The 24,133-nt window shown below is 67.4% G+C and carries 27 protein-coding genes; 16 read left to right on the plus strand and 11 right to left on the minus strand.

Annotated elements, in window-relative coordinates; translation table 11 throughout:
* Positions 1 to 128 precede the first annotated feature (128 nt).
* A complete protein-coding gene (secB, locus tag J2126_RS11430; protein ID WP_168458696.1) occupies positions 129 to 608 on the minus strand; it encodes a protein-export chaperone SecB in 480 nt (159 codons plus the stop codon).
* Between the two features lie 162 nt (positions 609 to 770).
* Between secB and J2126_RS11435 the strand changes: the two genes are divergently transcribed.
* A complete protein-coding gene (locus J2126_RS11435) occupies positions 771 to 965 on the plus strand; it encodes a DUF1674 domain-containing protein (protein ID WP_209486945.1) in 195 nt (64 codons plus the stop codon).
* A 7-nt stretch (positions 966 to 972) separates the two neighbouring features.
* Here the strand turns inward: J2126_RS11435 and J2126_RS11440 are convergent, their stop codons facing one another.
* Complete coding sequence (locus tag J2126_RS11440; RefSeq protein WP_209486947.1) at positions 973 to 1,779, minus strand: undecaprenyl-diphosphate phosphatase; 807 nt, start codon at positions 1,777 to 1,779, stop codon at positions 973 to 975.
* A 341-nt stretch (positions 1,780 to 2,120) separates the two neighbouring features.
* Between J2126_RS11440 and J2126_RS11445 the strand changes: the two genes are divergently transcribed.
* From J2126_RS11445 to trmB, 10 genes are all read left to right on the plus strand, one after another.
* Positions 2,121 to 2,810 (plus strand): glutathione S-transferase family protein, encoded by a 690-nt coding sequence (locus tag J2126_RS11445; RefSeq protein WP_209486949.1) that lies wholly within the window; start codon positions 2,121 to 2,123, stop codon positions 2,808 to 2,810.
* Complete coding sequence (queG, locus tag J2126_RS11450) at positions 2,807 to 3,958, plus strand: tRNA epoxyqueuosine(34) reductase QueG (RefSeq protein ID WP_209490068.1); 1,152 nt, start codon at positions 2,807 to 2,809, stop codon at positions 3,956 to 3,958. The genes J2126_RS11445 and queG overlap by 4 nt, the downstream gene beginning before the upstream one ends.
* Before the next feature lie 137 nt (positions 3,959 to 4,095).
* Positions 4,096 to 5,484 (plus strand): tRNA (N6-isopentenyl adenosine(37)-C2)-methylthiotransferase MiaB, encoded by a 1,389-nt coding sequence (miaB, locus tag J2126_RS11455; protein ID WP_209486951.1) that lies wholly within the window; start codon positions 4,096 to 4,098, stop codon positions 5,482 to 5,484.
* Between the two features lie 86 nt (positions 5,485 to 5,570).
* Complete coding sequence (locus tag J2126_RS11460) at positions 5,571 to 6,614, plus strand: PhoH family protein (RefSeq protein WP_209490070.1); 1,044 nt, start codon at positions 5,571 to 5,573, stop codon at positions 6,612 to 6,614.
* Between the two features lie 3 nt (positions 6,615 to 6,617).
* Entirely contained in the window at positions 6,618 to 7,139 is a 522-nt protein-coding gene (gene ybeY, locus J2126_RS11465) for an rRNA maturation RNase YbeY (RefSeq protein WP_209486965.1), read from the plus strand.
* A 23-nt stretch (positions 7,140 to 7,162) separates the two neighbouring features.
* Positions 7,163 to 8,134 (plus strand): hemolysin family protein, encoded by a 972-nt coding sequence (locus J2126_RS11470; RefSeq protein ID WP_209486967.1) that lies wholly within the window; start codon positions 7,163 to 7,165, stop codon positions 8,132 to 8,134.
* 101 nt (positions 8,135 to 8,235) lie between these two features.
* The gene (gene lnt, locus J2126_RS11475; RefSeq protein WP_209486969.1) at positions 8,236 to 9,810 is read left to right on the plus strand and encodes an apolipoprotein N-acyltransferase; all 1,575 of its coding nucleotides are present in this window, start codon (positions 8,236 to 8,238) and stop codon (positions 9,808 to 9,810) included.
* Positions 9,811 to 9,909: 99 nt separating this feature from the next.
* Complete coding sequence (locus J2126_RS11480) at positions 9,910 to 10,317, plus strand: helix-turn-helix domain-containing protein (protein WP_209486970.1); 408 nt, start codon at positions 9,910 to 9,912, stop codon at positions 10,315 to 10,317.
* A 107-nt stretch (positions 10,318 to 10,424) separates the two neighbouring features.
* Positions 10,425 to 11,618 carry a methionine adenosyltransferase gene (gene metK, locus J2126_RS11485; RefSeq protein WP_209486972.1) on the plus strand — a complete coding sequence of 398 codons (1,194 nt, stop codon included), beginning with the start codon at positions 10,425 to 10,427 and terminating at the stop codon, positions 11,616 to 11,618.
* A 98-nt stretch (positions 11,619 to 11,716) separates the two neighbouring features.
* Positions 11,717 to 12,472: a tRNA (guanine(46)-N(7))-methyltransferase TrmB gene (gene trmB, locus J2126_RS11490; protein WP_209486973.1), complete on the plus strand. Its 756-nt coding sequence runs from the start codon at positions 11,717 to 11,719 to the stop codon at positions 12,470 to 12,472.
* A gap of 6 nt (positions 12,473 to 12,478) precedes the next feature.
* On the opposite strand, the gene J2126_RS11495 is transcribed toward trmB, so the two are convergent.
* From J2126_RS11495 to hemE, 9 genes are all read right to left on the minus strand, one after another.
* Positions 12,479 to 13,345, minus strand: coding sequence for an SDR family oxidoreductase (locus J2126_RS11495; protein WP_209486975.1), 867 nt, complete (start codon positions 13,343 to 13,345; stop codon positions 12,479 to 12,481).
* Positions 13,342 to 14,304: a lysophospholipid acyltransferase family protein gene (locus J2126_RS11500; protein WP_348634397.1), complete on the minus strand. Its 963-nt coding sequence runs from the start codon at positions 14,302 to 14,304 to the stop codon at positions 13,342 to 13,344. The genes J2126_RS11495 and J2126_RS11500 overlap by 4 nt, the downstream gene beginning before the upstream one ends.
* Positions 14,304 to 14,687, minus strand: a complete 384-nt coding sequence (locus J2126_RS11505) for a Fur family transcriptional regulator (protein WP_394028491.1) — start codon at positions 14,685 to 14,687, stop codon at positions 14,304 to 14,306. Before J2126_RS11505 ends, J2126_RS11500 begins: the two co-directional genes overlap by 1 nt.
* A gap of 153 nt (positions 14,688 to 14,840) precedes the next feature.
* Complete coding sequence (locus tag J2126_RS11510) at positions 14,841 to 15,317, minus strand: GNAT family N-acetyltransferase (RefSeq protein ID WP_209486978.1); 477 nt, start codon at positions 15,315 to 15,317, stop codon at positions 14,841 to 14,843.
* Positions 15,314 to 15,997 (minus strand): tRNA (adenosine(37)-N6)-threonylcarbamoyltransferase complex dimerization subunit type 1 TsaB, encoded by a 684-nt coding sequence (gene tsaB, locus J2126_RS11515; RefSeq protein ID WP_209490074.1) that lies wholly within the window; start codon positions 15,995 to 15,997, stop codon positions 15,314 to 15,316. Before tsaB ends, J2126_RS11510 begins: the two co-directional genes overlap by 4 nt.
* A 128-nt stretch (positions 15,998 to 16,125) precedes the next feature.
* The gene (locus tag J2126_RS11520; RefSeq protein ID WP_209486980.1) at positions 16,126 to 16,686 is read right to left on the minus strand and encodes a NifU family protein; all 561 of its coding nucleotides are present in this window, start codon (positions 16,684 to 16,686) and stop codon (positions 16,126 to 16,128) included.
* 245 nt (positions 16,687 to 16,931) lie between these two features.
* Complete coding sequence (gene rho / locus J2126_RS11525; protein ID WP_209486985.1) at positions 16,932 to 18,203, minus strand: transcription termination factor Rho; 1,272 nt, start codon at positions 18,201 to 18,203, stop codon at positions 16,932 to 16,934.
* 291 nt (positions 18,204 to 18,494) lie between these two features.
* Entirely contained in the window at positions 18,495 to 18,917 is a 423-nt protein-coding gene (hemJ, locus tag J2126_RS11530; protein WP_209490076.1) for a protoporphyrinogen oxidase HemJ, read from the minus strand.
* 29 nt (positions 18,918 to 18,946) lie between these two features.
* Positions 18,947 to 19,993, minus strand: a complete 1,047-nt coding sequence (gene hemE, locus J2126_RS11535; RefSeq protein ID WP_209486986.1) for a uroporphyrinogen decarboxylase — start codon at positions 19,991 to 19,993, stop codon at positions 18,947 to 18,949.
* Positions 19,994 to 20,330: 337 nt separating this feature from the next.
* Between hemE and J2126_RS11540 the strand changes: the two genes are divergently transcribed.
* The 5 genes from J2126_RS11540 to dnaQ all read left to right on the plus strand — a co-directional run bounded on the left by J2126_RS11540 (position 20,331) and on the right by dnaQ (position 24,083).
* Positions 20,331 to 21,185, plus strand: coding sequence for a pyruvate, water dikinase regulatory protein (locus tag J2126_RS11540; protein WP_209486988.1), 855 nt, complete (start codon positions 20,331 to 20,333; stop codon positions 21,183 to 21,185).
* A 105-nt stretch (positions 21,186 to 21,290) separates the two neighbouring features.
* On the plus strand, positions 21,291 to 21,890 hold the full coding sequence (locus J2126_RS11545; RefSeq protein ID WP_209486990.1) for a Maf family protein: 600 nt from the start codon (positions 21,291 to 21,293) through the stop codon (positions 21,888 to 21,890).
* Entirely contained in the window at positions 21,887 to 22,735 is an 849-nt protein-coding gene (locus J2126_RS11550; RefSeq protein ID WP_209486992.1) for a shikimate dehydrogenase, read from the plus strand. The genes J2126_RS11545 and J2126_RS11550 overlap by 4 nt, the downstream gene beginning before the upstream one ends.
* 3 nt (positions 22,736 to 22,738) lie before the next feature.
* Positions 22,739 to 23,338, plus strand: a complete 600-nt coding sequence (gene coaE / locus J2126_RS11555; protein WP_209486993.1) for a dephospho-CoA kinase — start codon at positions 22,739 to 22,741, stop codon at positions 23,336 to 23,338.
* Positions 23,339 to 23,360: 22 nt separating this feature from the next.
* Positions 23,361 to 24,083 carry a DNA polymerase III subunit epsilon gene (dnaQ, locus tag J2126_RS11560; protein ID WP_209486995.1) on the plus strand — a complete coding sequence of 241 codons (723 nt, stop codon included), beginning with the start codon at positions 23,361 to 23,363 and terminating at the stop codon, positions 24,081 to 24,083.
* Positions 24,084 to 24,133: the final 50 nt, after the last annotated feature.

Here is a 24,133-nt window from a genome sequence, read left to right on the forward strand (position 1 = left end):
CCGGCGCGGCGGAGCCTGCCACACGAAAGCGCGCGGGCAAAAGGAAAAGGACCGCGGAAAAAAGCCCGTCGCCGCAGGCGCAGGGCGTCGCGGCGACGGGCTCTTCGGCGATCAGGTCAGCTTGAGGCTCAGGCCTGGCCGGCCTGGAGACGCTCGGCTTCCGCCTGGAGGCGCTGCTGGTAAAGGGCGGCGAAGTCCACCGGATCGATCATCAGGGGCGGGAAGCCGCCGTTGCGCACGGCGTCGGCGATGATCTGGCGGGCGAACGGGAACAGCAGGCGCGGGCACTCGATGAGCACCACCGGCTGCAGGCTCTGCTCGGGGATGTTGAGGATGCGGAACACGCCGGCATAGACCAGCTCGAAGGCGAACAGGGTGTTGCCTTCGACGCTCGCGCCGCCGTCGATCTTCAGCTCGACCTCGAACTCGCCATTGCCGCCGGGCTTGGCGTTGACGTGGATCTGGATGCTGACGTCGGGCTGGGCCGGGGGAGCGGCAAGCGAACGCGGCGCGTTCGGATTCTCGAAGGAGAAATCCTTGATATACTGCGCGAGCACGTTCAGCGACGGCGCCGCATTCGGGTTGGGGCCGCCATTCTGCGAGGCCATGCGCATCTCCATCCGTGGGGTGTTGGGTCGGCCCCGCGGGCACGACCGGAAAGCGCGGCGCTGCTAGCACGCTTTCCGCAACCGGTGCAAGGACGCGAACGGGTGAGGCACCCCGGCCTTCAACCGGAAGGATGCCTCCCGGACAGGTTTGGAGACAGGATCATGGACGATACCACCATCCCGCCACGCAAGCCGCTGAGCGAGGCCGCCAAGCGCGCGCTGGCCGAGGCCGAGGCCCGCCGTGCGGCCATCGACGCCGCCCAGAAGGACCGGCCCAAGGAGATCAACGGCCGGAACGGACCGGAGCCCGTGCGTTACGGCGACTGGGAAGTCGGCGGCATCGCCACCGACTTCTGACGGCACCTCAGCCGACCAGAGCGAGGCCGATGAGGCCGGCGATGCCCACCGCAATGCGCCACCAGCCGAACGGTGCATAGCCGTGCTTCGACACGAAATCGAGCAGCGACTTCACCACAACCACCGCCGCGCAGAACGCCGCCACGAAGCCGATGACGATGAGCAGCCCATCGTCCATGGAGAGGTTGCCGCGGTTCTTGTAGAGGTCGTAGGCGAACGCGCCGAACATGGTGGGCAAAGCGAGGAAGAACGAGAACTCAGCCGCCGCCCTCTTGTCCACGCCCAGCAGCATGGCGCCGACGATGGTCGAGCCCGATCGCGACATGCCCGGAATCATGGCGAGGCACTGGAAGAAGCCGATGGCGAGCGCGATGTGCCACGGCAGGCCCATGGCGTTGTTGTAGCGCGGCTCCGGCACCACCTTGTCGATGAACAGCAGGATGATGCCGCCGAAGATCAGCGTGCCGCAGATCAGCGTCGGGGTCTCGAACAGCACGCTCTTGATGAAGCCGTGCGCCATGGCGCCGATCACCGCCGCCGGCAGGAAGGCGATGACGACGCCCATCACGAAGCGCCGCGCCCCCGGATTCGTCGGCAGTTGCTGGGCGACGCGCAGGAAGCGCTGGAAGTAGACGGTGAGGATGGCGAGCACCGCGCCGAGCTGGATCAGCACCTCGAACGTGTGGCCGTTGCTTTCGAAGCCGAGGAAGTGTCCGGCGAGCAGGATATGGGCTGTCGAGGAGACGGGGATGAATTCCGTCAGCCCTTCCAGGAGGCCGAGGATCAGCGCTTCGAGCATGTCGCCGAGAGTCATGGGTCAGAAAATCCGGGAGGCGGGAAGAGACGGGCGTCATCCTCTCCGCTTGCCTTCGCGGGTGCAATGTGGCGCGCCGCTGCGGAAGGGGAGGGCCGGCGCGGCCGGCGCGTTTCCGGCCACGCTGTGGCCGCATCGCCACACGCCCGAAAATAACCTTGGGGCAGCTGAGATTGGCGCCTTAACGATCGCTTCACCATGATCGGACTGGGGACTGCGGGAGCCTCCGGCCCCGCCACTGCGCCGCAGCAGGGAGGAACCAATCGGAAAGGTTCGGCTTCTAATCATAGGCAACGCCGGGTGCCTCGCCCCCTCCCTTCGACCCCCGGCGAAATCGGCCCATGTATCTGCATCATCACCCTTTCTGCCCCCATTCCCGATTCGTCCGCCTGCTGCTCGCCGAATACGGCCTGGAGCCGGAGCTGGTGGAGGAGCGCGTGTGGGAGCGACGGCCGGGCTTCCTCGCGCTCAATCCGTCGGGGGAGACGCCGGTGATCGTGGAGGAGATGGCGGCCTCGGTGCCGGGCGCCTTCATCATCGCCGAATATCTCGATGAGACCCGGGGCCTGGCCCTCGGCAACCACCGTCTCCTGCCGGAGGACCCCGCCGGCCGCGTCGAAGTGCGCCGGCTGACCCAGTGGTTCAACGAGAAGATGTATGTCGAATCGACCGAGCCGCTGGTGCGGGAGCGCATCCACAAGCGCTACATGACCCGCGAGCAGGGCGGCGGCTCTCCGGATGCGACATCGCTCCGGGTGGCGCGCGCCAATCTGCGCTATCATCTGAAATATATCGGCTGGCTGGCCAAGGGCCGCAAATGGCTCGCTGGCGAGAGACTGAGCCAGGCCGACCTTGCCGCCGCCGCGCATCTCTCGGTGGCCGACTATCTGGGCGACGTACCGTGGGACGAGGACGAGCACGCGAGGGACTGGTATGCGCGGATCAAGTCGCGCCCGACCTTCCGCGCCCTGCTCACCGAGAGCATCCCGGGCATGCCCCCCTCCAAGACCTACGCGGACCTCGATTTCTGACGCCGGGCACCGGCGGGCTGGAGGAGATCGTCCGCCACCTCGCCGGTGACGAGGGCTTCGATGCCGTCGGCATCGCGAGCCCGCAGGCGGGCGGGCCGGCCGGGGAACGGCTCCGCGCCTGGGTCGCGGACGGCGCCCATGGCGACATGGGCTGGATGGCCGAGACGCTGGGCCGCCGCGCCGATCCGCTGACGCTGTGGCCGGACATGCGCAGCGTCATCATGCTCGGCCTCAATTACGGACCCGCCGAAGATCCCCGTACCGTGCTGGGCCAAACCGACGCTGGCGCCATCTCGGTCTATGCTCGCGCCGAGGATTATCACGACATCATCAAGCCGAAGCTCAAGCGCGTTGCCCGCGCGCTGCTGGCGGAGGCCGGCCGGCGCGGCGTCACCGCCGACGTGAAGGTGTTCGTGGATACCGCTCCGCTGATGGAAAAGCCGCTCGCCGCCGCGGCAGGCCTCGGCTGGCAGGGGCGGCACACCAATCTCGTCTCGCGGGACTTCGGCTCCTGGCTGCTCCTCGGTGCCATCGCGACGACATTGGAGCTTAGGCCGGACGCGCCGGAACAGGACCATTGCGGCTCCTGCCGCGCCTGTCTCGACGCCTGCCCGACCGCCGCGTTCCCCTCGCCTTACGTCATCGATGCGCGGCGCTGCATTTCCTACCTCACCATCGAGCACAAGGGACCGATCCCGGCCGAGCTGCGCCCGCTCATGGGCAACCGCATCTATGGCTGTGACGACTGCCTCGCCGCCTGCCCCTGGAACAAGTTCGCGCAAATGGGCCAGGAGGCGAAGCTCGCCGCCCGCGCAGAGAACGACGCCCCGCCGCTGGCCGAGTTGGTGGCGCTGGACGATGCCGCCTTCCGCGCCCGCTTCCCAAAAAGCCCGGTCAAACGGATCGGGCGCGACCGCTTCATCCGCAACGTGCTGATCGCCATCGGCAATTCGGGAGATGCGCGGCTCTTGCCGCAGGTGGAAGCGCGGCTGGCGGATGAGTCCGCTCTGGTCAGGGGTGCTGCGGTGTGGGCGCTGGGGCGGCTGGCGGACCCGGCGACTTTAGCGCGGCTGGCGGCCGCGCACCTTTCGGCGGAGGCGGATATAGCGGTATCGGCAGAGTGGAGAACAGCCGCATCGCACGCCTGAGACCCGCCGCCCATTTCCATCCGGCGGGTTTGCCGGTAGGATCGAAAGCTCACGGAACCATCAAGGGGGCGACAAGAGCTGGCGTCACGATCGCGTCGCGCCCACACGCGAAGATCGACGGCGACAGAACAGGCGACATGCACGAGCCCCGCAAGCTTTATGTGAAGTCCTTCGGCTGCCAGATGAACGTCTACGATTCCCATCGTATGGCGGATACGCTGGCGCGCGAGGGATATGTGGAGACGCAGGATCCGGCTGAGGCCGACCTTGTGATCCTCAACACCTGCCATATCCGCGAGAAGGCCGCCGAGAAGGTCTATTCCGAGCTCGGGCGCCTCAGGAAGCAGAAGCAGGAAGCTGGCTCCGACACCATGATCGCCGTCGCCGGCTGCGTCGCACAGGCCGAGGGCGCCGAGATCATGCGCCGCGCGCCGGTGGTGGACGTGGTGGTCGGCCCCCAGAGCTACCACCGCCTGCCCGAGCTTCTGGCCGAGGCCAAGGCCGGCAAGCGGGTGGTGGACACCGAATTTCCCGCCGAAGACAAGTTCGACCACCTGCCCGCGCCCACCCGCGCCGCCACCCGCAAGCGCGGCCCGACAGCGTTCGTGACGGTGCAGGAAGGCTGCGACAAGTTCTGCACCTTCTGCGTGGTGCCCTATACGCGCGGCGCCGAGGTCTCCCGCCCGGTGACCAAGATCCTCGACGAGGCCGCCCGCCTTCTCGACCAGGGCGTGCGCGAGATCACCCTCATCGGCCAGAACGTCAACGCCTTCCACGGCGAGGGGCCGGACGGCAAGGTCTGGACCCTTGCCCGGCTCATGGAGCGGCTGGCGCAGATGGAGGGGCTGGCGCGGCTGCGCTACACCACCTCCCATCCGCGCGACATGGGCGACGACCTCATCGCCGCCCACCGCGACCTGCCTCAGCTGATGCCCTATCTGCACCTGCCGGTGCAGTCCGGCTCCGACCGCATCCTCGCCGCCATGAACCGCAAGCATGGCCGCGACCTGTTCCTCTCCCTGATCGAGAAGATGCGCAGCGTGCGGCCGGACCTCGCTTTGTCGTCCGACTTCATCGTCGGCTTCCCGGGCGAGACCGACCGCGACTTCGAGGACACGCTCGATCTCGTGCGCGAGGTCGGCTTCGCCAGCGCCTACTCCTTCAAATACAGCGCCCGTCCCGGCACCCCCGCCGCCGATCATGAGGCGCAGGTATCGGAAGAGGTGAAGACCGAACGCCTCGCCGAGCTGCAGAAGCTGCTGGAAGCCTCCAAGGCGGCCTTCGACGCCGCCTGCCGGGGCCGCACCTTCGATATCCTGCTGGAGAAGCCCGGCCGGCAGCCGGGCCAGCTCGTCGGCCGCTCACCCTATCTCCAGAGCGTGGTGGTGAATGATCCGCCCGTCGGCATCGGCGAGCTTCTCACCGTCACCATCACCGATGTCGGCCCGAACAGCCTTGCCGGCGTTACGGCCGAGACGCCCCCTTCCCCCGTCCTTTCCCGGCCGCTTGCGGCCATGGAGGCCTGAGCTTGCGCAGATCCGGCAGCGACAACCGTGATCGTCCCCTGGCGGCGTCCGCGCCGCAGGCCTCCAACGGACCCGCCCGCGCGGCGGTGACGGCCCCCTGGGCCAATCCGGACGAGCCTCCGGCCGCCCACGTGGTGCTGGCTTTCGACGACAACCGGCTCGCCACCCAGCTGTTCGGCCATTATGGCCGCAACCTCGCCCTCATCGAGCGCAAGCTGGGGGTGAAGGCGGATTCGCGCGGCAACCACGTGACGCTGGAAGGCGAGCGCGATGCCTGCGAGCAGGCCCGCGCCGTGCTGGAGCACTTGTATGAGGCGCTTCGGAAGGGCCGCGACATCAGCCAGGGCGACGTGGAAGGAGCCATCCGCGAGGTGACCTCGCAGGGCTCCCTCTTCGATTTCGACCCGGCCGAGCAGCGCCAGTCGTTCGACGAGATTCATCTGCGCCGCCGCCCGGTGCGCGCCCGCACTGCCGCGCAGGATGCCTATATCCGCGCCCTGAAGCGGCACACCCTGGTGTTCGGCAACGGCCCCGCCGGCACCGGCAAGACCTGGATCGCGGTGGCCTACGCCGTCCATCTGCTGGAGCGGCGGATGGTGGACAAGATCATCCTCTCCCGTCCCGCCGTGGAGGCCGGCGAGCGCCTCGGCTTCCTGCCCGGCGACATGAAGGAGAAGGTGGATCCGTACCTGCGACCCATCTACGACGCGCTGTATGACCTGATGGACCGCCCCTTCGTGGAGCGGGCGCTGCAGTCCGGCGAGATCGAGATCGCGCCGCTCGCCTTCATGCGTGGCCGCACCCTTTCCAACGCGGCGGTGATCCTGGACGAGGCGCAGAACGCCACCTCCATGCAGATGAAGATGTTCCTGACCCGCCTGGGCGAGAATTCGCACATGATCGTCACCGGCGATCCGAGCCAGACCGACCTGCCCGGCGGACAGGTCTCCGGCCTTGCAGAAGCCGTGCGGCTGCTGGAAGGCGTCGAGGGGGTTGGGATCTGCCACTTCAAGGCGGAGGACGTGGTGCGCCACGAGCTGGTGCAGCGCATCGTCTCCGCCTACGAGCGGCTCGACGCCGCCAAGATCGAGGCCGCCTCCGCCCGCCTCGCCGGCAAGGCCGGGAACTGAGTGATGGCCGCACCCGCCCCCGTCGCGCCGACCCCCGAGATCGACGCGGACATCGATGTCGCCGTGGAGGCCGAGGGCTGGTCCCTCATACCGGACGCCGAGGCCGTGTCCATCCGCGCCTGCCGGGCCGCGCTGACCGCCTGTGCGGAGGACGTGCCGGAGCCCTGCGAGGTGGCCATCACCCTCACCGACGACGCGCGCATCCGCGTGCTGAACCGCGACTGGCGGGACATGGACAAGGCCACCAACGTCCTGTCCTTTCCCCAGCCGGACCTGCCGGACGACATCGACGCCCCCCAGCCTCTCGGCGACATCATCGTCGCGCTGGAGACGCTCAGCCGCGAGGCCGAAGCGGAGGGCAAGGCGACGGCCGATCATCTCGCCCATCTGGTGGTGCACGGAACGCTGCACCTCATGGGCTACGACCATCTCGAAGACACCGAAGCAGAGGAAATGGAGGCGCTCGAGCGCAACATCCTCGCGGGCCTGGGGATCGCTGATCCCTATGGCCTGCCGCAGGACTGAAGCGACAGCGGCTAGATAAAGACATGTCCAACATCGACCAGCCGACCGAGACCAGCTCCGCCGAGCCGCAAAGTTTTCTCGATCGATTGCGTGCCCTCCTCGGCGCGTTCCGCCCGCACGGCTCCCTGCGCACCGACCTCGTGGAGGTGCTCGCCGCGGCGGAAACACCCGAGGAGGAAGGAGAGTTCACCCCATCAGAGCGCAAGATGCTGCGCAACATCCTGCACCTGCGGGAGGTGGGCATCGGCGACATCATGGTGCCCCGCGCCGAGATCGTCGCCGTGCGCAAGGACGCGGCCCTGGGCGAACTGCTGAAGCTGTTCGTCACCGTCGGACATTCCCGGCTCGTCGTCTATGACGACACGCTCGATGATCCGGTGGGCATGGTCCACATCCGCGACCTCATCGCCTTTCTCGCCGGCGACCTCGCCTCCGAGAGCGGCAAGATCGACCTCGGCAAGGTCAATCTCGACGCGACTCTGGAGACCGCCGGTCTCATCCGCCGCATCCTCTACGTGCCGCCGTCCATGCCGGCGGTGGACCTGCTGGTTTCCATGCAGGCGGCCCGCACCCATCTCGCCCTCGTCATCGACGAATATGGTGGCACGGACGGCCTCGTCTCCATCGAGGACGTGGTGGAGGAGATCGTCGGCGAGATCGAGGACGAGCACGACGAAGCGGCCGAAACGCTCCTGACCCGCCAGCCCGACGGCAGCTATCTCGCCGACGCCCGGACGCCGCTTGAGGCGGCGGTGGAAGTGCTCGGCACCGCCTTCGCCTCGGAAGAGGCGATGGAGGAGGTGGACAGCGTTGGCGGCCTGGTGGTGCGCATCGCTTCCCGGGTGCCGAAGACCGGCGAGGTGATTTCGCTGCCGGGCGGCTTCGATGTGGACGTGGTGGAGGCCGATCCGCGCCGGCTGAAGAAGCTGCGCATCATCCCGCCCCGGGATCTCGACGGCTCCGCCGCCGGGCATGCCGGGTCCTCCGACGCCTGATCCGCCGCGTGGCTTTTCCCCCCAAGGTGGCTTCCCTCCCAAAGGGCGCCCCCCGCCGCGGCGCGCCCCTGACCGTGCCGACATGGCGTTCGCGCATCCTGATGCTGCGCTTCCTCACCGGCTGGCGGCGGCGCGGTGTCGCGTGGACGGCAGGCGCGGCCGGCGCTCTCGCCATGCCGCCGTTCGATCTGTGGCCGGTGCTGGCGCTCAGCTTCCCGGTCCTCGTGCTGCTGCTGGACGGCTGCCGGGGGGATCTGAGGACCAGGCTCTTATCGGCCGCCGGCGTCGGTTGGTGGTTTGGCTTTGGCTATTTTCTCGCCTCGCTCTGGTGGATCGGCGCCGCCTTCCTGGTGGAGGCGGATGTGTTCGGCTGGCTGCTGCCGTTCGCGGTGGTGGCGATGCCGGCGGGCCTGGCCCTGTTCACGGCGTTCGGAACGGCGGTGGCGCGCCTCTTGTGGTCGAAAAGCGGCCTGCGGCTGTTCGCGCTCACGTTCGGCCTGACGCTGGCGGAATGGCTGCGCGGGCATGTCCTCACCGGCTTTCCCTGGAACACCTACGGCTATGCCTTCTCCGACGACCTGCTGCTGATGCAGGCGGCTTCGGTGGTGGGGGTGTGGGGCCTCACCTTTTTCTGCGTGCTGCTGCTGTCGACGCCGGCGCTGCTGCTGGTGCCGGGGCGGCGCGGGCTGGCTGTGGTCGCGGCGGCGGGGCTGCTCCTCGCGGGCACGGCGACGTGGGGCAGCTGGCGGCTCGCGACGACGCCGGTTGAGACCGTTCCCGGGGTGGCGCTGCGGGTGATGCAGCCGAACCTCTCGCAGGACAAGAAATTCGCCTACGACCGGCGCGAACAGATTGTGAAAGACTATCTCGCGCTCAGCGCCAGGAAGAGCGACACCTATCCTGCCGGGCTCGCCGACGTGACCGCGCTGATCTGGCCGGAATCTTCGTTTCCTTTCATCTATGAGCGCGAACCTTGGGCTGCCGAGGCCATTGCCGCCGTTTTGCCGCCCAACGTGACGCTGGTGACGGGGGCGGTGCGCTACGACCTGCCGCCGCCCGGCCAGCGATCGCCTTTCTTCAATTCCATCAGGGTGATGGACCACAGGGGGCGGGTGCTGGAGAACACCGACAAGGTGCATCTCGTGCCGTTCGGGGAGTATCTGCCGTTTCAGGCTGAGCTTGAGGCGCTGGGGTTGGAGCAACTTACGCGTGTGCGCGGCGGTTTCTCCTCCGGTCCGGAGCTGGTCCCCCTCAGGATACCGGGACTACCCCTCGCCGCGCCGCTTGTCTGTTACGAAATTATCTTTCCCGGAAAGGTAGTTCCGCGGGGTCCGCGGCCGGACTGGATGCTCAACCTGACCAATGATGCGTGGTTCGGCCTGACGCCTGGCCCGTACCAGCATTTCGCTCAGGCCCGCATGCGCGCGGTCGAGGAGGGACTGCCGCTGGTGCGGGCGGCGAACACGGGCATCTCAGCCATCATTGATCCCGTGGGGCGTATTGTCGCATCACTTGGTCTCGGCCGGGAGGGCTTGGTGGACGGTCCCCTGCCAAAGGCGCTGGAAACGGTTTCTCTCGCTGCCAAGCTTGGCGGTATAATTCTTTTTGCTCTTCTGGCCGCGGCCCTCATTTTAGCGGCCATACCGCTTTGCGGTTGCATTACACGCAAAGGTTGATCGACGCATACCGATTGTATGCCTATGTTCGCCGGCAATCAGGGCAGCCTTCGCGATGCGAAGTATCGAGTAATCTTTTCCGACATAGCCGGAGAGACCATGGTCAAGAAGGCGCCGAACCCTATTGATAAGCACGTTGGCTCGCGTGTCCGCATGAGGCGGATGATGGTGGGAATGAGCCAGGAAAAGCTGGGCGAGCATCTGGGCATCACCTTCCAGCAGATCCAGAAGTACGAGAAGGGCACGAATCGCATCGGCGCGAGCCGCCTCCAGCAGATTTCCATTGTCCTCGGCGTTCCCGTCGCCTTCTTCTTCGAAGGCGCTCCCACCGTCGGCCCGGAAGGTGAGGGTTTCTCGGAAGAACAGTCCCCCGCCTATGTCTCCGACTTCCTCGCCACGTCCGACGGACTGACGCTCACCCGGAACTTCATGCGGATCTCCGACGCCCGCGTGCGGCGCCGCATCGTCGATCTGGTGATCGCCATCGCCGGCGAAACGGAGGCGTGAAGCGTTCGTTTTGGCGAACGATTTCGCGCTGACGACCTTGACCGCCCGCCGCTGCGTTGCGAAAAAGGGTTGCCGCACCGTGGCGCGGGCGAAACAGGGGCCGTCTTATGGCGCGTCAATCGTATCTTTTCACGAGCGAATCGGTTTCCGAGGGACATCCGGACAAGGTCTGTGACCGGATTTCCGACGAGGTGGTCGACACCTTCTTCCGCACTGCGGAAACGGAAGGCTGGGACCCGAGCCAGATTCGCGTTGCCTGCGAGACGCTGGCCACCACCAACAAGGTGGTGATCGCCGGCGAGACCCGCGGCCCGTCGTCCATCACCAAGGATCTCCTCTCCCACGCCGCGCGCCTTGCCATCAAGGACATCGGCTACGAGCAGGACGGCTTCCATTGGGAAAACGCCGACATCGACGTTCTGCTGCATGCCCAGTCTGCGGACATCGCGCAGGGCGTGGACATCGCCGGCAACAAGGATGAGGGCGCCGGCGACCAGGGCATCATGTTCGGCTATGCCGTGCGCGAGACCCCGGAGCTGATGCCGGCTCCCATCTTTTATGCCCACAAGATCCTGAAGGTGCTGGCGGACGCCCGTCACTCCGGCGAAACCCATGCGCTTGGCCCCGACGCCAAGAGCCAGGTCACCGTGCAGTACGAGAACGGCAAGCCGGTCGGCGTGACGCAGATCGTGCTGTCCACCCAGCACATGGACGAGCACCTCACGTCCCACGACGTGAAGTCCATCGTCGAGCCCTACATCAAGAAGACCCTGCCGGACGGCTGGGTGACGGACGCCACCGTCTGGCACGTCAACCCCACCGGCAAGTTCGTCATCGGCGGTCCCGACGGCGACTGCGGCCTCACCGGCCGCAAGATCATCGTGGACACCTACGGCGGTGCCGCACCGCACGGCGGTGGCGCCTTCTCCGGCAAGGACCCGACCAAGGTGGACCGTTCGGCCGCCTATGCCGCGCGCTACCTCGCCAAGAACGTGGTCGCTGCCGACCTCGCCGACCGCGCCACCATCCAGCTCGCCTATGCCATCGGCGTGTCCGACCCGCTGGCGGTCTATGTAGACCTCCACGGCACCGGCAAGGTGGACGAGGCGAAGCTTGAGAAGGTGCTGCGCGAGGTGATGAACCTGCGCCCCCGCGGCATTCGCGAGCATCTCGGCCTCACCAAGCCGATCTACGCCCGCACCGCCGCCTACGGCCATTTCGGCCGCGCGCCGGAAGCGGACGGCGGCTTCTCCTGGGAGAAGACAGATCTCGTCGACGCGCTCAAGTCGGCCGTGGCCTGAGCCTCAAGGGCTGCCACGTCGATCTTGATGGCACCTGAGTTGACCCGCCGGCCGGATTGCCCCGCAGTCCGGCCGGTGCCTTTTTCAGCATGACGCCCATGAGCCCAGACCCGACCCAGCACCGCGCAGACCCCGACGATCGAGGCGGACCCACGGACCTCCTCGCCGGAGCCGAGGCTGCGGAGGCGCGCGGCGCCTTCTACGGCCGGCGCATCGGCAAGACGCTGCGCGGCCTGCAACAGGATGCGCTCGCGCATCTTCTGCCGCGCTACAGGCTCGACCTGGATGCGGCCGTCGCACCGGCCGACCTCTTCACCGCGCCAAGGCAAGGGTACTGGCTGGAGATCGGCTGCGGCTGCGGCGAGCACCTGATCGACCACGCGGCGCGGCGGCCGGACATGGGCTTCATCGGCGTCGAGCCGTTCCTCAACGGCCTTGCGCGGATGCTGGTGGATCTCGATGCCCGGAGCCTCGCAAACGTGCGGGTCTTCGACCTCGACGCGGCACTGCTGCTCGACCGGCTGCCCACGGGAAGCCTCGATGGGGTGGACCTCTTCTATCCCGATCCCTGGCCGAAGAAGCGGCATTGGAAGCGGCGCTTCGTGCGCCCGGACAATCTCGACCGGTTCGCCCGGGTCATCCGCCCCGGCGGCGTGTTCCGCTTCGCTTCCGACGTTCCCCATTATGTCGGCTGGACGCTCGCCCATACCCGCGCGCACGGCGCATTCACATGGCAGGCGGAGCGCGCCGACGACTGGCGCACGCCTTATCCGTTCTGGCCGGGTACGCGTTACGAGGCGAAGGCCGTGGCGCACGGCCGCGTGCCGACTTACCTCACCTTCGTGCGGCGCTAGAAACCCTCACTCACCTGCGGCATAGAGCGCGGACAGGCCTTCGCGATAGGTCGGATGGCGCAGGATGACGCCGAGTTCTTCCTTGAGCCGGGCGTTGCCGACGCGCTTGTTGCCGGCCCAGAAGGAGAGCGCCATGGGGCTCATCTCCCGCGCTGCCTGATCAAACGGAATGGCCGGCGGCGGCTCCATGCCCAACAGGCTCGCGGCGTAGACGATGGGATCGCCGGGCGGGGCCGGCAGGTCGTCAGTGACGTTGATGACCCCGTCATAGCGGTGGGCGATGGCCGCGCGGATGGCGCAGACGATGTCGTCCACATGGATGCGGTTGAACACCTGCCCGGGCTTGTCGATGCGCCGCGCCTCACCGGCCCGCAGCTGGACCAGCGCATTGCGGCCCGGACCATAGATGCCGGCCAGACGCAGCACCGCCACGCGGATGCCGTGCCGCAGGCCGAAAGCCTGCCAGTCGGCTTCCGCCCTCAGCCGGCGTTCGAGGCGCGCGCTGCCGGCGCGTGGCGGCGTGGTCTCATCGACCCAGGCGCCATCGTGGTTGCCGTACACCCCGAGCGTGGTGAGATAGATCACCTGCTTCAGCCGGCCGGCGGCAAGAATTTCCGCACCGCAGCACAGGATCGGGTCGCCGGTTTCGTCCGGAGGAGCGGACGCGAGCAGGATTCGTGCATCGCTCAGCGCGGCGGCCAGCTCCGGGCCGAGCGTCTTCCCGTCGAAGGCGAACGCCTCCACATCCCGCGGAAAGGCGGACAGGCGCGCCGCATCCCGCGCGGTTCCGATGACGCGGCCGAAGGCGGCCCGATCCTCGGCCAAGAGGTGCCGGGCGCAATAGCCGAAGCCGATGGCGGCAAGCGAGATCATGACCCGTTGATGCCGGAGGTGGGCGTATCGGGCAAGAGCTGCTGCACTGGCTGCGGCGTTGCCTGATCGTCCGCCCGCCCGGCGAGGGCGCTGGCGCACAGCCGGCGTACCGTCGCCTCGCTCTCGCGCGTGACGCTCTTGCGGTCATGGGCGGCATCGAGCCGCACCGGAGCGCCGAAGCTCACCTCCACGTCGATGGCACCGTGGCGCAGAACGTCCATGAGATGAGGGGCAAGCTCCATGTCGCCGAACCAGGCCGCCACTGGCCTGTGGCTGCGGCCCATCGGCAGGCCCTGAAGGCGCACATAGGAGACGGCGAGGGGCTGCACCACCACCTCCGTCCCGGCGGCGAAGGCCTCGCGCGCGGCACCCACCAGAGCCGTGCGGAACGGCAGCACGCGGTTGCCGTCGCTCGACGTCCCCTCCGCGAACAGCACCACGGGGTCACCGTCGGCGAGGCGGCCGGCGATCTCCCGGTTCACCGCTCCGGTGGCGTGGCGGCGCTGGCGATCAACGAAGACGGTCCGCTGGAATTTCGCGAGAAGGCCGATGAGAGGCCAGCCCGCCACTTCGCTCTTCGCCACGAAGAACAGGGGCGTCAGGGAGCCGACCACCGGAATGTCGAGCCAGGAGGCGTGGTTGGCGAGGATCAGTAGCGGCCGGTCGGCGGCCGGCGTCCCGCGCACATGCACGCGCACGCCGATCATCCGCAGCAGGATGCGGTGATAGAGCCGCGGGATGTGGCGGCGGGCATCGAGGCCGAGCTTGAGCGAGATCCATTGCGCGGGAATGCCCGCCAGCGTCACCGCGCCGACGACCGACAGCACACCGGCGAGCCGGAGGCGGTCCATCAGGCGCGAGACGCCGGGCTGTTCCGGACCGAGGGGCGCGAGTCCCGCCGGCGGATGGGACTGACCGTCGCTGGGAGCGGGCGCCGCGGGCGGCCCGCCGGGGGACATCACGGCTTCTCGTCCTCGTCGAGGGGCACCGCGTAAAGCTCGAGGCGGTGGCCCCGCAGCTTGAAGCCCAGCTCGCGGGCGATCTGCTCCTGCAACGCCTCGATCTGTTCGGAGCGGAACTCGATGACCTGGCCGGACCTGAGATCGATCAGATGGTCATGGTGCTCGTCGGGCATCTGTTCGTAGCGGGCGCGGCCGTCGCCGAAGTCGTGCCGTTCGATGATGCCGGCATCCTCCAGCATCTTCACGGTGCGATAGACCGTGGAGATGGAGATGTTGTCGTCGATGGCCACCGCGCGGCGGTGCAATTCCTCCACGTCGGGATGATCCTGCGCGCCCGACAGCACGCGGGCGATGACCCGGCGCTGCTCGGTCATCCGCATGCCCTTGGCGAGGCAGGCTTCCTCAATGAGGCTGATCTTTCCGCTCAAGCGGACCTCCGCGACGACCCGGGAACTTTCCCCTGCCTTATCGCGCCGCCGCTTCAGCGCCGCAAGGGGGCGGACAAAGGCTCGCCGATGCTCGGTTGCCGCAACTCAGAAGTCGCGACGCAGCAACAGCGCGTCGGCCCCGCCTGCATAATAACCGCGCCGGCGGCCGACCTCTGCATAGCCAAGGCGGGCGTAGAGCGTGCGGGCGGCGGCGTTGCCCGCCTCCACCTCCAGGAAGGAGGTCGAGATGCCTTCCACGGCGAGGCGCGCGAGATGGAAGGACACCAGCGCCCGTCCGATCCCGCGGCGGCGGCGGTCGGTGACCACGGCAACGGTGAGGATTTCCGATTCGGGCGGCACGGCATGGGAGAGGATAAAGCCCACCGGCGGCTTGCGGGGGCCGAGCGTCGCCACATGGGCGCGCACCGCGCGGTCGGCGAGGAGCCGCTCGAACTCGTCGGCATCCCAGCCCCGGGCGAAGGCGCGGGCGTGGATTGCGGTGAGCTGGGGAATGTCCGTCGCCGTGGCGACCCGCAGCAGCGGCGGGCGGGGCGGAAACAGACGGTCGAGCAGGCGCTTCATCGGCGGGCGATGCGGGCCTTGTCCTGCGGTTTGGCATCCGGTGGCCGCAGGTAGAGCGGGCGCGGCTCGGCCGCTTCGGGATCGGCCACCGAGCCCAGCCGGGCGACCCACGCCACGTCGGGCGCCGGCGTGTCGTCGACCAGCTCCGGCAGCTTTTCGGCCGGCGGCCAGGCATCGGCCACGAGATTCGCACCCGAGCCGACGATGCGCACCGCGCCGATGGCCACGGACCGCGCTGCCTCCCGCACGCTGGTGATGCGCGGGGCGATCAGCGTACGCCCGCCGACGCCGAACATCTGGAGGAAGACATGGCCATGGCGGGCATCGATGGCCGAGACCACGGGCACCGCATCGTCATGGGCAAGATAAGGCGCTGCGAGCGCGGCCAGCGTCGTCACGCCCAGCACCGGCCGATTGGCGGTGAGGCCGAAGCCACGGGCGGCCGACAGGCCCACCCGCAGCCCGGTGAAGCTGCCGGGACCTACCGTCACCGCGATGCGGGCGAGATGCTCGAAATCGATGCCGGCGGCGCTCATCACCTGCTCGACGAGCGGGATGAGCGTTTCCGCATGTCCCCGCTCCATGAGCAGCGAATCGCCCGAGACGATGCTGTCCGTCTCGGTGTCGAGCACCGCGGCGGAGCAGGCGGCAAGCGCCGTGTCTATGGCGAGGACATACATGAACGCGGGCACCCCGATCGCCGCCACGATCAACCGAAACCGTGGCGGGGGGAAGCGGCCCGGCACGCTCACTTTCGGGAAAGGTTAACGCTACCGTTCCCAAATACCACTGATCCGCCTCGCGGGGTTCAGACCGCGCGGACTTCCGCAACTTCCGGCACGAAATGCTTCAGCAGGTTCTCGATGCCGTTCTTGAGCGTGGCGGTGGAGGAGGGGCAGCCCGAGCAGGAGCCCTTCATGTTGAGGAATACCACGCCATCCTCGAAGCCCCGGAAGGTGATGTCGCCGCCGTCATTGGCGACCGCCGGGCGCACCCGCGTCTCCAGCAGTTCCTTGATGGTGGCGACGATCTCGCCATCCTTCGCGTCGAAGAACTCCTCGCCGTCGCCCACCTCCGGCTTCACCCCCTCCGACAGCACCGGGGCGCCGGACATGAAGTGCTCCATGATGGCGCCGAGGATGGCGGGCTTGAGCTGCGGCCATTCGCTGTCGGCCTTGGTCACGGTCACGAAGTCCGAGCCCAGCATCACCGCCGATACGCCGCGCACATCGAAGAGCCGCTGGGCGAGCGGGGAGAGATCGGCGTCCTCGGCCGAGCGCAGGTCGAGAACACCCTCGCCGAGCACCGAACGGCCGGGCAGGAACTTCAGGGTCGCCGGGTTCGGCGTGGTTTCCGTCTGGATGAACATGGCCAATCCTCAAAAGAAACGGCGCGGGGAAAACCCGCCGGTTTCTTCCAAGATAGGGAGGACGCCGCCAAACGGGAAGGGAGCGATCCGGGATCGTCCCGAATTGACACGCCCTGCCTGAGCGTCGCCGAACGGGAGCGGAACGAAGGGGGCGCGAATCACGCGCAGGGTATCGTTGCCTGTTCGTTCCTGACCAACCGGGCCGGGACAGGCCCGGCCCGTAGAGTGAGGGCGCGGAAGCGCCCTCAGGTATTCATGGAATCGAAGAAGTCCTGATTTTTCTTCGTCTGCCGCAGCTTGTCGAGCAGGAACTCGATGGCGTCGACCGTGCCCATCGGGTTGAGGATGCGGCGCAGGACGTACATCTTCTTGAGCGTGTCGGCGGGGACCAGAAGCTCTTCCTTGCGGGTGCCGGACCGGGTGATGTCGATGGCCGGGAACACGCGCTTGTCGGAGACCTTGCGGTCGAGAATGACTTCCGAATTGCCGGTACCCTTGAACTCCTCGAAGATCACCTCATCCATGCGCGAGCCGGTCTCGATGAGGGCGGTCGCGATGATGGTGAGGGAGCCGCCTTCCTCGATGTTTCGCGCCGCGCCGAAGAAGCGTTTCGGCCGCTGGAGGGCGTTGGCGTCCACGCCGCCGGTCAGCACCTTGCCGGAGGACGGCACCACGGTGTTGTAGGCGCGGCCGAGGCGGGTGATGGAATCGAGGAGAATCACCACGTCGCGGCCATGCTCGACAAGGCGCTTGGCCTTCTCGATCACCATCTCGGCCACCTGCACATGGCGCACGGCCGGCTCGTCGAAGGTGGAGGAGACCACCTCGCCCTTCACCGAGCGCTGCATGTCGGTGACTTCCTCGGGCCGCTCGTCGATGAGCAGCACGATCAGGAAGCATTCCGGATGGTTGGCGGTGATGGACTTGGCGATGTTCTGCAGCAGCACCGTCTTGCCGGTGCGGGGCGGCGCGACGATGAGGCCGCGCTGGCCTTTGCCGATGGGCGCCACGATGTCGATGATGCGCGGCGAGAAGTCTTTCTTGCTGCCCGCGGGCTCATCGTGTTCGAGCTTGAGCCGCTCGTCGGGATAGAGCGGCGTGAGATTGTCGAAATTGATCTTGTGCCGCGACTTCTCAGGGTCCTCGAAATTGATCGTGTTGACCTTGAGCAGCGCGAAATAGCGTTCGCCCTCCTTGGGAGAGCGGATCTGCCCCTCCACGGTGTCGCCGGTGCGCAGGCCGAAGCGGCGGATCTGGGAGGGGGAGACATAGATGTCGTCGGGGCCAGGCAGATAATTGGCCTCGGGGGAGCGCAGGAAGGCGAAGCCATCCTGCAGCACCTCGACGACGCCCTCGCCAATGATCTCCGTCTCGGTGGCAGCCAGCTGCTTGAGGATGGCGAACATCAGCTCCTGCTTGCGGAGCGTGCTGGCGTTTTCCACCTCATTCTCCTCGGCGAAGGCGAGGAGCTCGACGGGGGTCTTGGACTTGAGGTCTTGAAGTTTCACTTCCCGCATAAGGGAAAGCCTCGATGGGTATTGGGGGGCCGGGAGCCGATCGGTCAGGATCGGGGTCGGCTGGTGGAGGGAAGGACGGGATCGCAGGTCTTCAGGGGAAGCCGGGGCACGCAGCTCGCCGCCTGACGCGCCGGACGGACCAAGACGGCTCCACCAGGACAGCGTCTTCAAGACGACGCCAAGAGCGGATGCCGGACCGAAAGGAAGCGCGTTCGCCTGCGTTTGGGAAAGCACGCGCAAGATAGGCGCGCCGTGAAGGCCGCGCAAGTCCCCCTTAAGGCGAGGGTCGTATCAAAACGGTTTGACCACAACCAGGATGACGATGCCGATCATCAGCACCGTCGGCACCTCATTGGCGATCCGGTAGAAGCGCGCCGGCCGGACGTTGCGGTCTTCGGCGAAGTCGCGCACCCAGCGCACCAGGAAACCGTGCATCGCGGACATGGCCAGGACCAGCGCGAACTTGGCGTGAAACCAGCCGGCCCTGTACCAGCCGCCCTCATAGACCAGCCACAGACCGGCGAGCCAGGTGACGATCATCGCCGGGTTGATGATGGCCTTGAGCAGCCGGCGCTCCATGACCTTGAAGGTCTCCGACTGCACCGATCCGACCTCGGCCGCGCAGTGGTAGACCATCAGGCGCGGCAGATAGAGCATCCCCGCCATCCAGGCGATGACGGCGATGATATGCAGCGCCTTGATCCACTCATACAGCATTGAAACCAAAGCCTTATCTGTTTCGTTCAGCCGGCGCGGCGCACCAGCTCGACGAACTTTTCCACATGCTCCAGCGGCGTCTCGGGACGGATGCCATGGCCGAGGTTGAAGATGTGGCGCACCCCGTCGAAATCGGCGCGGATGCGCTCCACCTCTTCCTCCAGCGCGGCACCGCCGGCGATCAGCCGCAGCGGATCGAGATTGCCTTGCAGGGCCACGTCGTCGGACAGCCTTTGCCGCGCCGCGCGGCGATCGGCGGACCAGTCGAGACCGATGCCGTCGATCCCGACATCGGCGATCTGTTCCAGCGCCTCCAGCGTCGCCCCCTTGGGGAAGGCGATGATCCGCACATAGGGATGACGCTCCCTCAGCCCCGCGACGATGCGGCGCAGGGGCTCGGCGCACCAGCGCTCGAACGAGGCAGGATCAAGCACGCCGGCCCAGGTGTCGAAGATCTGCACCGCGTCGGCGCCGGCTTCGACCTGTCCGGACAGATGGGTGATGGAGGCATCCACCAGACGGTCGATCAGTTCCTGGAACAGCTCCGGCTCGCGCAAGGCGAGGAGCCGCGCGGGGGCCTGATCGTCCGTGCCCTGGCCCGCCACCATGTAGGTCGCCACCGTCCACGGCGCGCCGCAGAAGCCGATGAGCGCCGTCTCCGGGGAGAGCTGCGCCCGCACGTCGGCGATGGCCTCATAGACCGGGCCCACCTTGGCGGGATCGAGCGTTTGCGAAAGCGCCGAGAGCGCAGCCCGGTCCGCCACCGGCGTCAGGCGCGGACCCTCGCCGACCTCGAACCGCAAGCCGGTCCCGAGCGCGTGGGGGATGACGAGGATGTCCGAGAAGATGATGGCCGCATCGAAGCCATAGCGGCGGATGGGCTGGAGCGTCACCTCGGCGGCAAGGCGAGGGGTGTAGCACAGGGTCAGGAAGTCGCCGGCCTCAGCCCGCACGGCGCGGTACTCCGGCAGATAGCGGCCGGCCTGGCGCATCATCCAGAGCGGAGGCGGGTCCTGGATCGTGCCGTCGAGAACCGAGAGAAAGCGCGATCGCGTGGCAGGAGAGCGGTCCATCCCGTCCCTTCAATCAAAGAGAGATATTTTTAAAAGAGAGAGTCTTTGTTGTCTTAACGGTTGATTAACCAGTTGCCGGCTCGCCGACAACCGATCCACAGCGGAACCCATAGCCGACACGCGACTTGCCGCGGATGCGAAGCCGGCGAAAGGCAGGTTAACAAAGGATTAACGCACCCCCTGCGAAAGCCCGTCCACATCGACGCACAGGGCGGGACGGGAATCTCTCCCGCAGGGTGATCGTGTGGATGGATTTCGCACTTATCCAGAGGCCGCCCTTGCACGGGGCCAAAGCGCGTGCCTTCCTCAACAGCCTTCCACAGGAGCGGTGGACAAAGTGACTCAGTCGAAGCCGGGCGAGGCCTATTTCCACCTCCACCTCGTGTCGGACGCCACGGGCGAAACCCTCATCAACGTGGGCCGGGCGGCCAGCGCGCAATATGCGAACGTGCTGCCCATCGAACACGTCTATCCGCTGGTTCGTTCCATGAAGCAGCTGGAACGGGTGCTGAGCGAGGTGGAGTCCAATCCGGGCATCGTCCTCTTCACCCTCGTGGACAAGGACATCCGCGCCCGGCTGCGGCAGCGCTGCGAGGAACTGGGCCTGCCGCATCTCTCGGTGATGGCGCCCGTGGTGCGCCTGTTCCAGTCCTATCTCGGCGGCGAGCCGACGCCGCGGGTGGGCGGGCAGCACGCGCTGGATGCGAGCTATTTCAAGCGCATCGACGCCCTCAACTTCACCGTCATGCACGATGACGGGCATCTCACCGACGACCTCGAGCATGCGGACGTGGTGCTGCTCGGCGTCTCGCGCACGTCCAAGACACCCACCTCCATCTATCTCGCCAATCGCGGGATCAAGGCGGCGAACATCCCGCTCGTGCCCAACGTGCCGCTGCCGCCGAACATCGAGAAGCTGAAAAAACCGCTGGTGGTGGGCCTCGTCGCCAGCCCCGAGCGCATCGTCGAGATCCGTCAGAACCGGCTCCTCGGGCTCAATGCCGTCGAGACGGGTTCATCCACCTACACGGACCGCGAGGCCGTCTCCGAGGAACTCGCCTTCTCCCGCCGCCTGTGCGCGCGCAACGGCTGGCCGCTGATCGACGTGACCCGGCGGTCCATCGAGGAGACGGCGGCCAACATTCTCAGCCTCTACAGCGACCACAGGCGCCGTTCCATCGCCGAAACCTGAGGCGGCACCTTATCGGGCGGCCTCAAGGTTTGCATCGCGGGCGCAGGCGTGAGATCAGCGCAGTGCGTCATTTTCTGACGGCAGCGCAACAGAGGAGAGACGATCGTGTGGCGTGGCGAACAGCCGCTCGTGCTCGCGTCCAAGAGCGCGACCCGGTTGACCCTTCTCGTGCATGCGGGCGTGCCCGTGGAAACCGTGGCTGCCGACGTGGACGAGCGCGCCCTTCAGGACGCTGCCGGTGACACCGATCCGGCCGGGATCGCCCTTCTCCTCGCGCGGGCCAAGGCGCTGTCCGGCTCAAAGGCGGCGCCGGGACGCCTGGTGCTGGGCGCCGACCAGACCCTGGCGCTGGGGCCGAAGATCTACCACAAGCCGGTGTCGGTGGAGGCCGCGCGCAAGCAGCTCCTGGAACTCGCCGGCCAGACCCACGCGCTGCATTCGGCGGTCGCGGTGGCGTTCGACGGCGAGGTGTTGTTCGATACCGTGGTGAGCGCCTTCCTGACCATGCGCCCCATGACCGATGAGACCCTCTCCGCCTATCTCGCCGCTGCAGGTCCGCGCGTGCTGACCTCGGTTGGCGCGTATCAGCTGGAGTCGGTGGGCGTGCATCTGTTCACCCGTGTCGACGGGGATCACTTCACCATCCTGGGCTTGCCCCTGCTGCAGCTTCTGCCCTTCTTCCGTGAGCAGGGGCTGCTGCCATGACGATCCGGGCCTGTGTCACCGGCCAGCCCGTCACCTATTCCCGCTCGCCGCTGCTGCATGGCTACTGGCTCAAGGCCTATGGCATCGACGGCGCCTATGAGCGCGAGGAGGTGCCTCCCGAGACAGCGGCGGACTTCTACCGGAACCTCGCCGCGCGCGGCTATGCCGGCTGCAACGTCACACTGCCCAACAAGGAGATCGCCTTTTCCGTGCTCGACGAGGCGGACGAGAGCGCGGCGGCGCTGGGTGCGGCCAACACCCTCTGGCTGGAGGGCGGCAAGCTGCATGGCGCCAGCACCGACGGCTATGGTTTCATCGCCAATCTCGACGCGTCCGCTCCGGGCTGGGACGGCGCGCGCAATTGTGCCCTCGTGATCGGCGCCGGCGGTGCGTCTCGCGCCGTAGTCCATGCGCTGGTCGGGCGGGGCTTCGACCGGGTTGTGCTCGCCAACCGCACGCTGGAGCGGGCGGAAACGGTGGCGGCGCTGTTCGGCCCGACCGTGCGTCCCCTTGCCTTCGACCGGATCGCCGAGGTGATGGGCGAGGCGGATATCCTCGTGAACTGCACCTCGCTGGGGATGAAGGGCTCGGAGCCGCTCACGCTCGATCTCAAGAAGCTCCGAGGCGAGGCGGTGGTGAGCGACATCGTCTACGTGCCGCTGATGACGCCGCTCCTGAAGGCGGCCTCTGCGGCCGGCTTCCGCACCGTGGACGGGCTCGGCATGCTGCTGCACCAGGGCGTGCCCGGCTTCCGGCGCTGGTTCGGCGTGACGCCGGAGGTGACGCCGGAGTTGCGCGCCGTTCTGGTGGAAGACCTGCGCGCCAAGGGGCAGCTGGAGGCCTGAGGAATGTGGGTTCTCGGCCTTACCGGCTCCATCGGCATGGGCAAGTCGGCCACCGCACGCATGTTTCGCGCGCTGGGTGTGCCGGTGCATGATGCCGACGCCGCCGTCCACGCGCTCTACCGGGGCGCGGCGGTGGGGCCGGTGGAAGCCGAATTTCCGGGCGTGACCCGAGACGGCGCCATCGACCGTGCGGCGCTGGGCGTCCGCGTGCTCGGCGATGCCGCGGCCATGAAGCGGCTGGAGGCGATCGTCCACCCCCTGGTCCGCGCGGCCGAGACGGAGTTTCTGTCACAGGCCCGGGCGAGCGGGGCGCGCCTCGTGGTGCTGGATATCCCTCTCCTCTTCGAGACGGGCGGCGACGGGCGCGTCGATGCCGTGGCTGTGGTCAGCGCGCCGAAAGCTGTGCAACGCGAGCGGGTGCTCGCCCGCGAGGGCATGACGGACGAGAAATTCGCGACCATTCTCGCAAAGCAGATGCCGGACGAGGAGAAGCGCCGCCGCGCCCATTTCGTCATCGATACCGGTCGCGGCTTCGCCGCCGCCTCGCATCAGGTGGAGGGCATCGTGCGCGCGCTGTCCGGGCCGGGTCGGCGGAAGGGTTGAGGGGAAGGGCTGAGAGGAAGTCATGCGCGAGATCGTTCTCGACACCGAGACCACGGGCCTTGAGGCCTATGGCGGCGACCGGCTGGTGGAGATCGGCTGCGTCGAGATGGTCAACCGCATCCTCACCGGCAACGTCTTCCACGTCTATATCAACCCCCAGCGGGACATGCCGCAGGAGGCTTTCAACGTGCACGGCCTGTCGTCGGAATTTCTATCCGACAAGCCGATCTTCTCGCAGGTTGCCGATGAATTCCTGGAGTTCATCCAGAACGATACTTTGGTCATCCATAACGCGGCGTTCGACATCGGCTTCCTGAACGCCGAGCTGGAGCGCCTCGGCCGCCCAACCATCGCCCGCGACCGGGTCATCGATACGCTGGCGCTCGCCCGCCGCAAGCACCCCGGCGGCGGCAATCGCCTTGATGACCTGATGAACCGCTACGGCATCGATTCGTCCCGCCGTGTGAAGCATGGGGCGCTCCTCGATGCGGAGCTGCTGGCCGAGGTCTACAGCGAGCTGCTCGGCGGGCGGCAGGCGAGCCTGATCGGCCTGGTGGAGGAGACGACGGAAGCGCCCCGCCTTGTGGTGGAGGCCCGCGCGGCGCATCCGCGTCCCGTTCCCCTGCCCCCGCGCATCAGTGCCGCCGAATCAGAAGCCCATGCCGCCTTCGTCGCGGCGCTCGGCGAGAAGGCGATCTGGCTGAAGTACGCCGAGGTGCCCGCGGCTGAGAAAACGGCAAGCTGATTTGTCGACCGGTCGGCGCTGCATCCCACGATTATGAGTACAACTGAAAT

Origin of the sequence: Xanthobacter flavus (assembly GCF_017875275.1) — a bacterium.
Classification (GTDB): Bacteria; Pseudomonadota; Alphaproteobacteria; order Rhizobiales; family Xanthobacteraceae; genus Xanthobacter; species Xanthobacter flavus_A.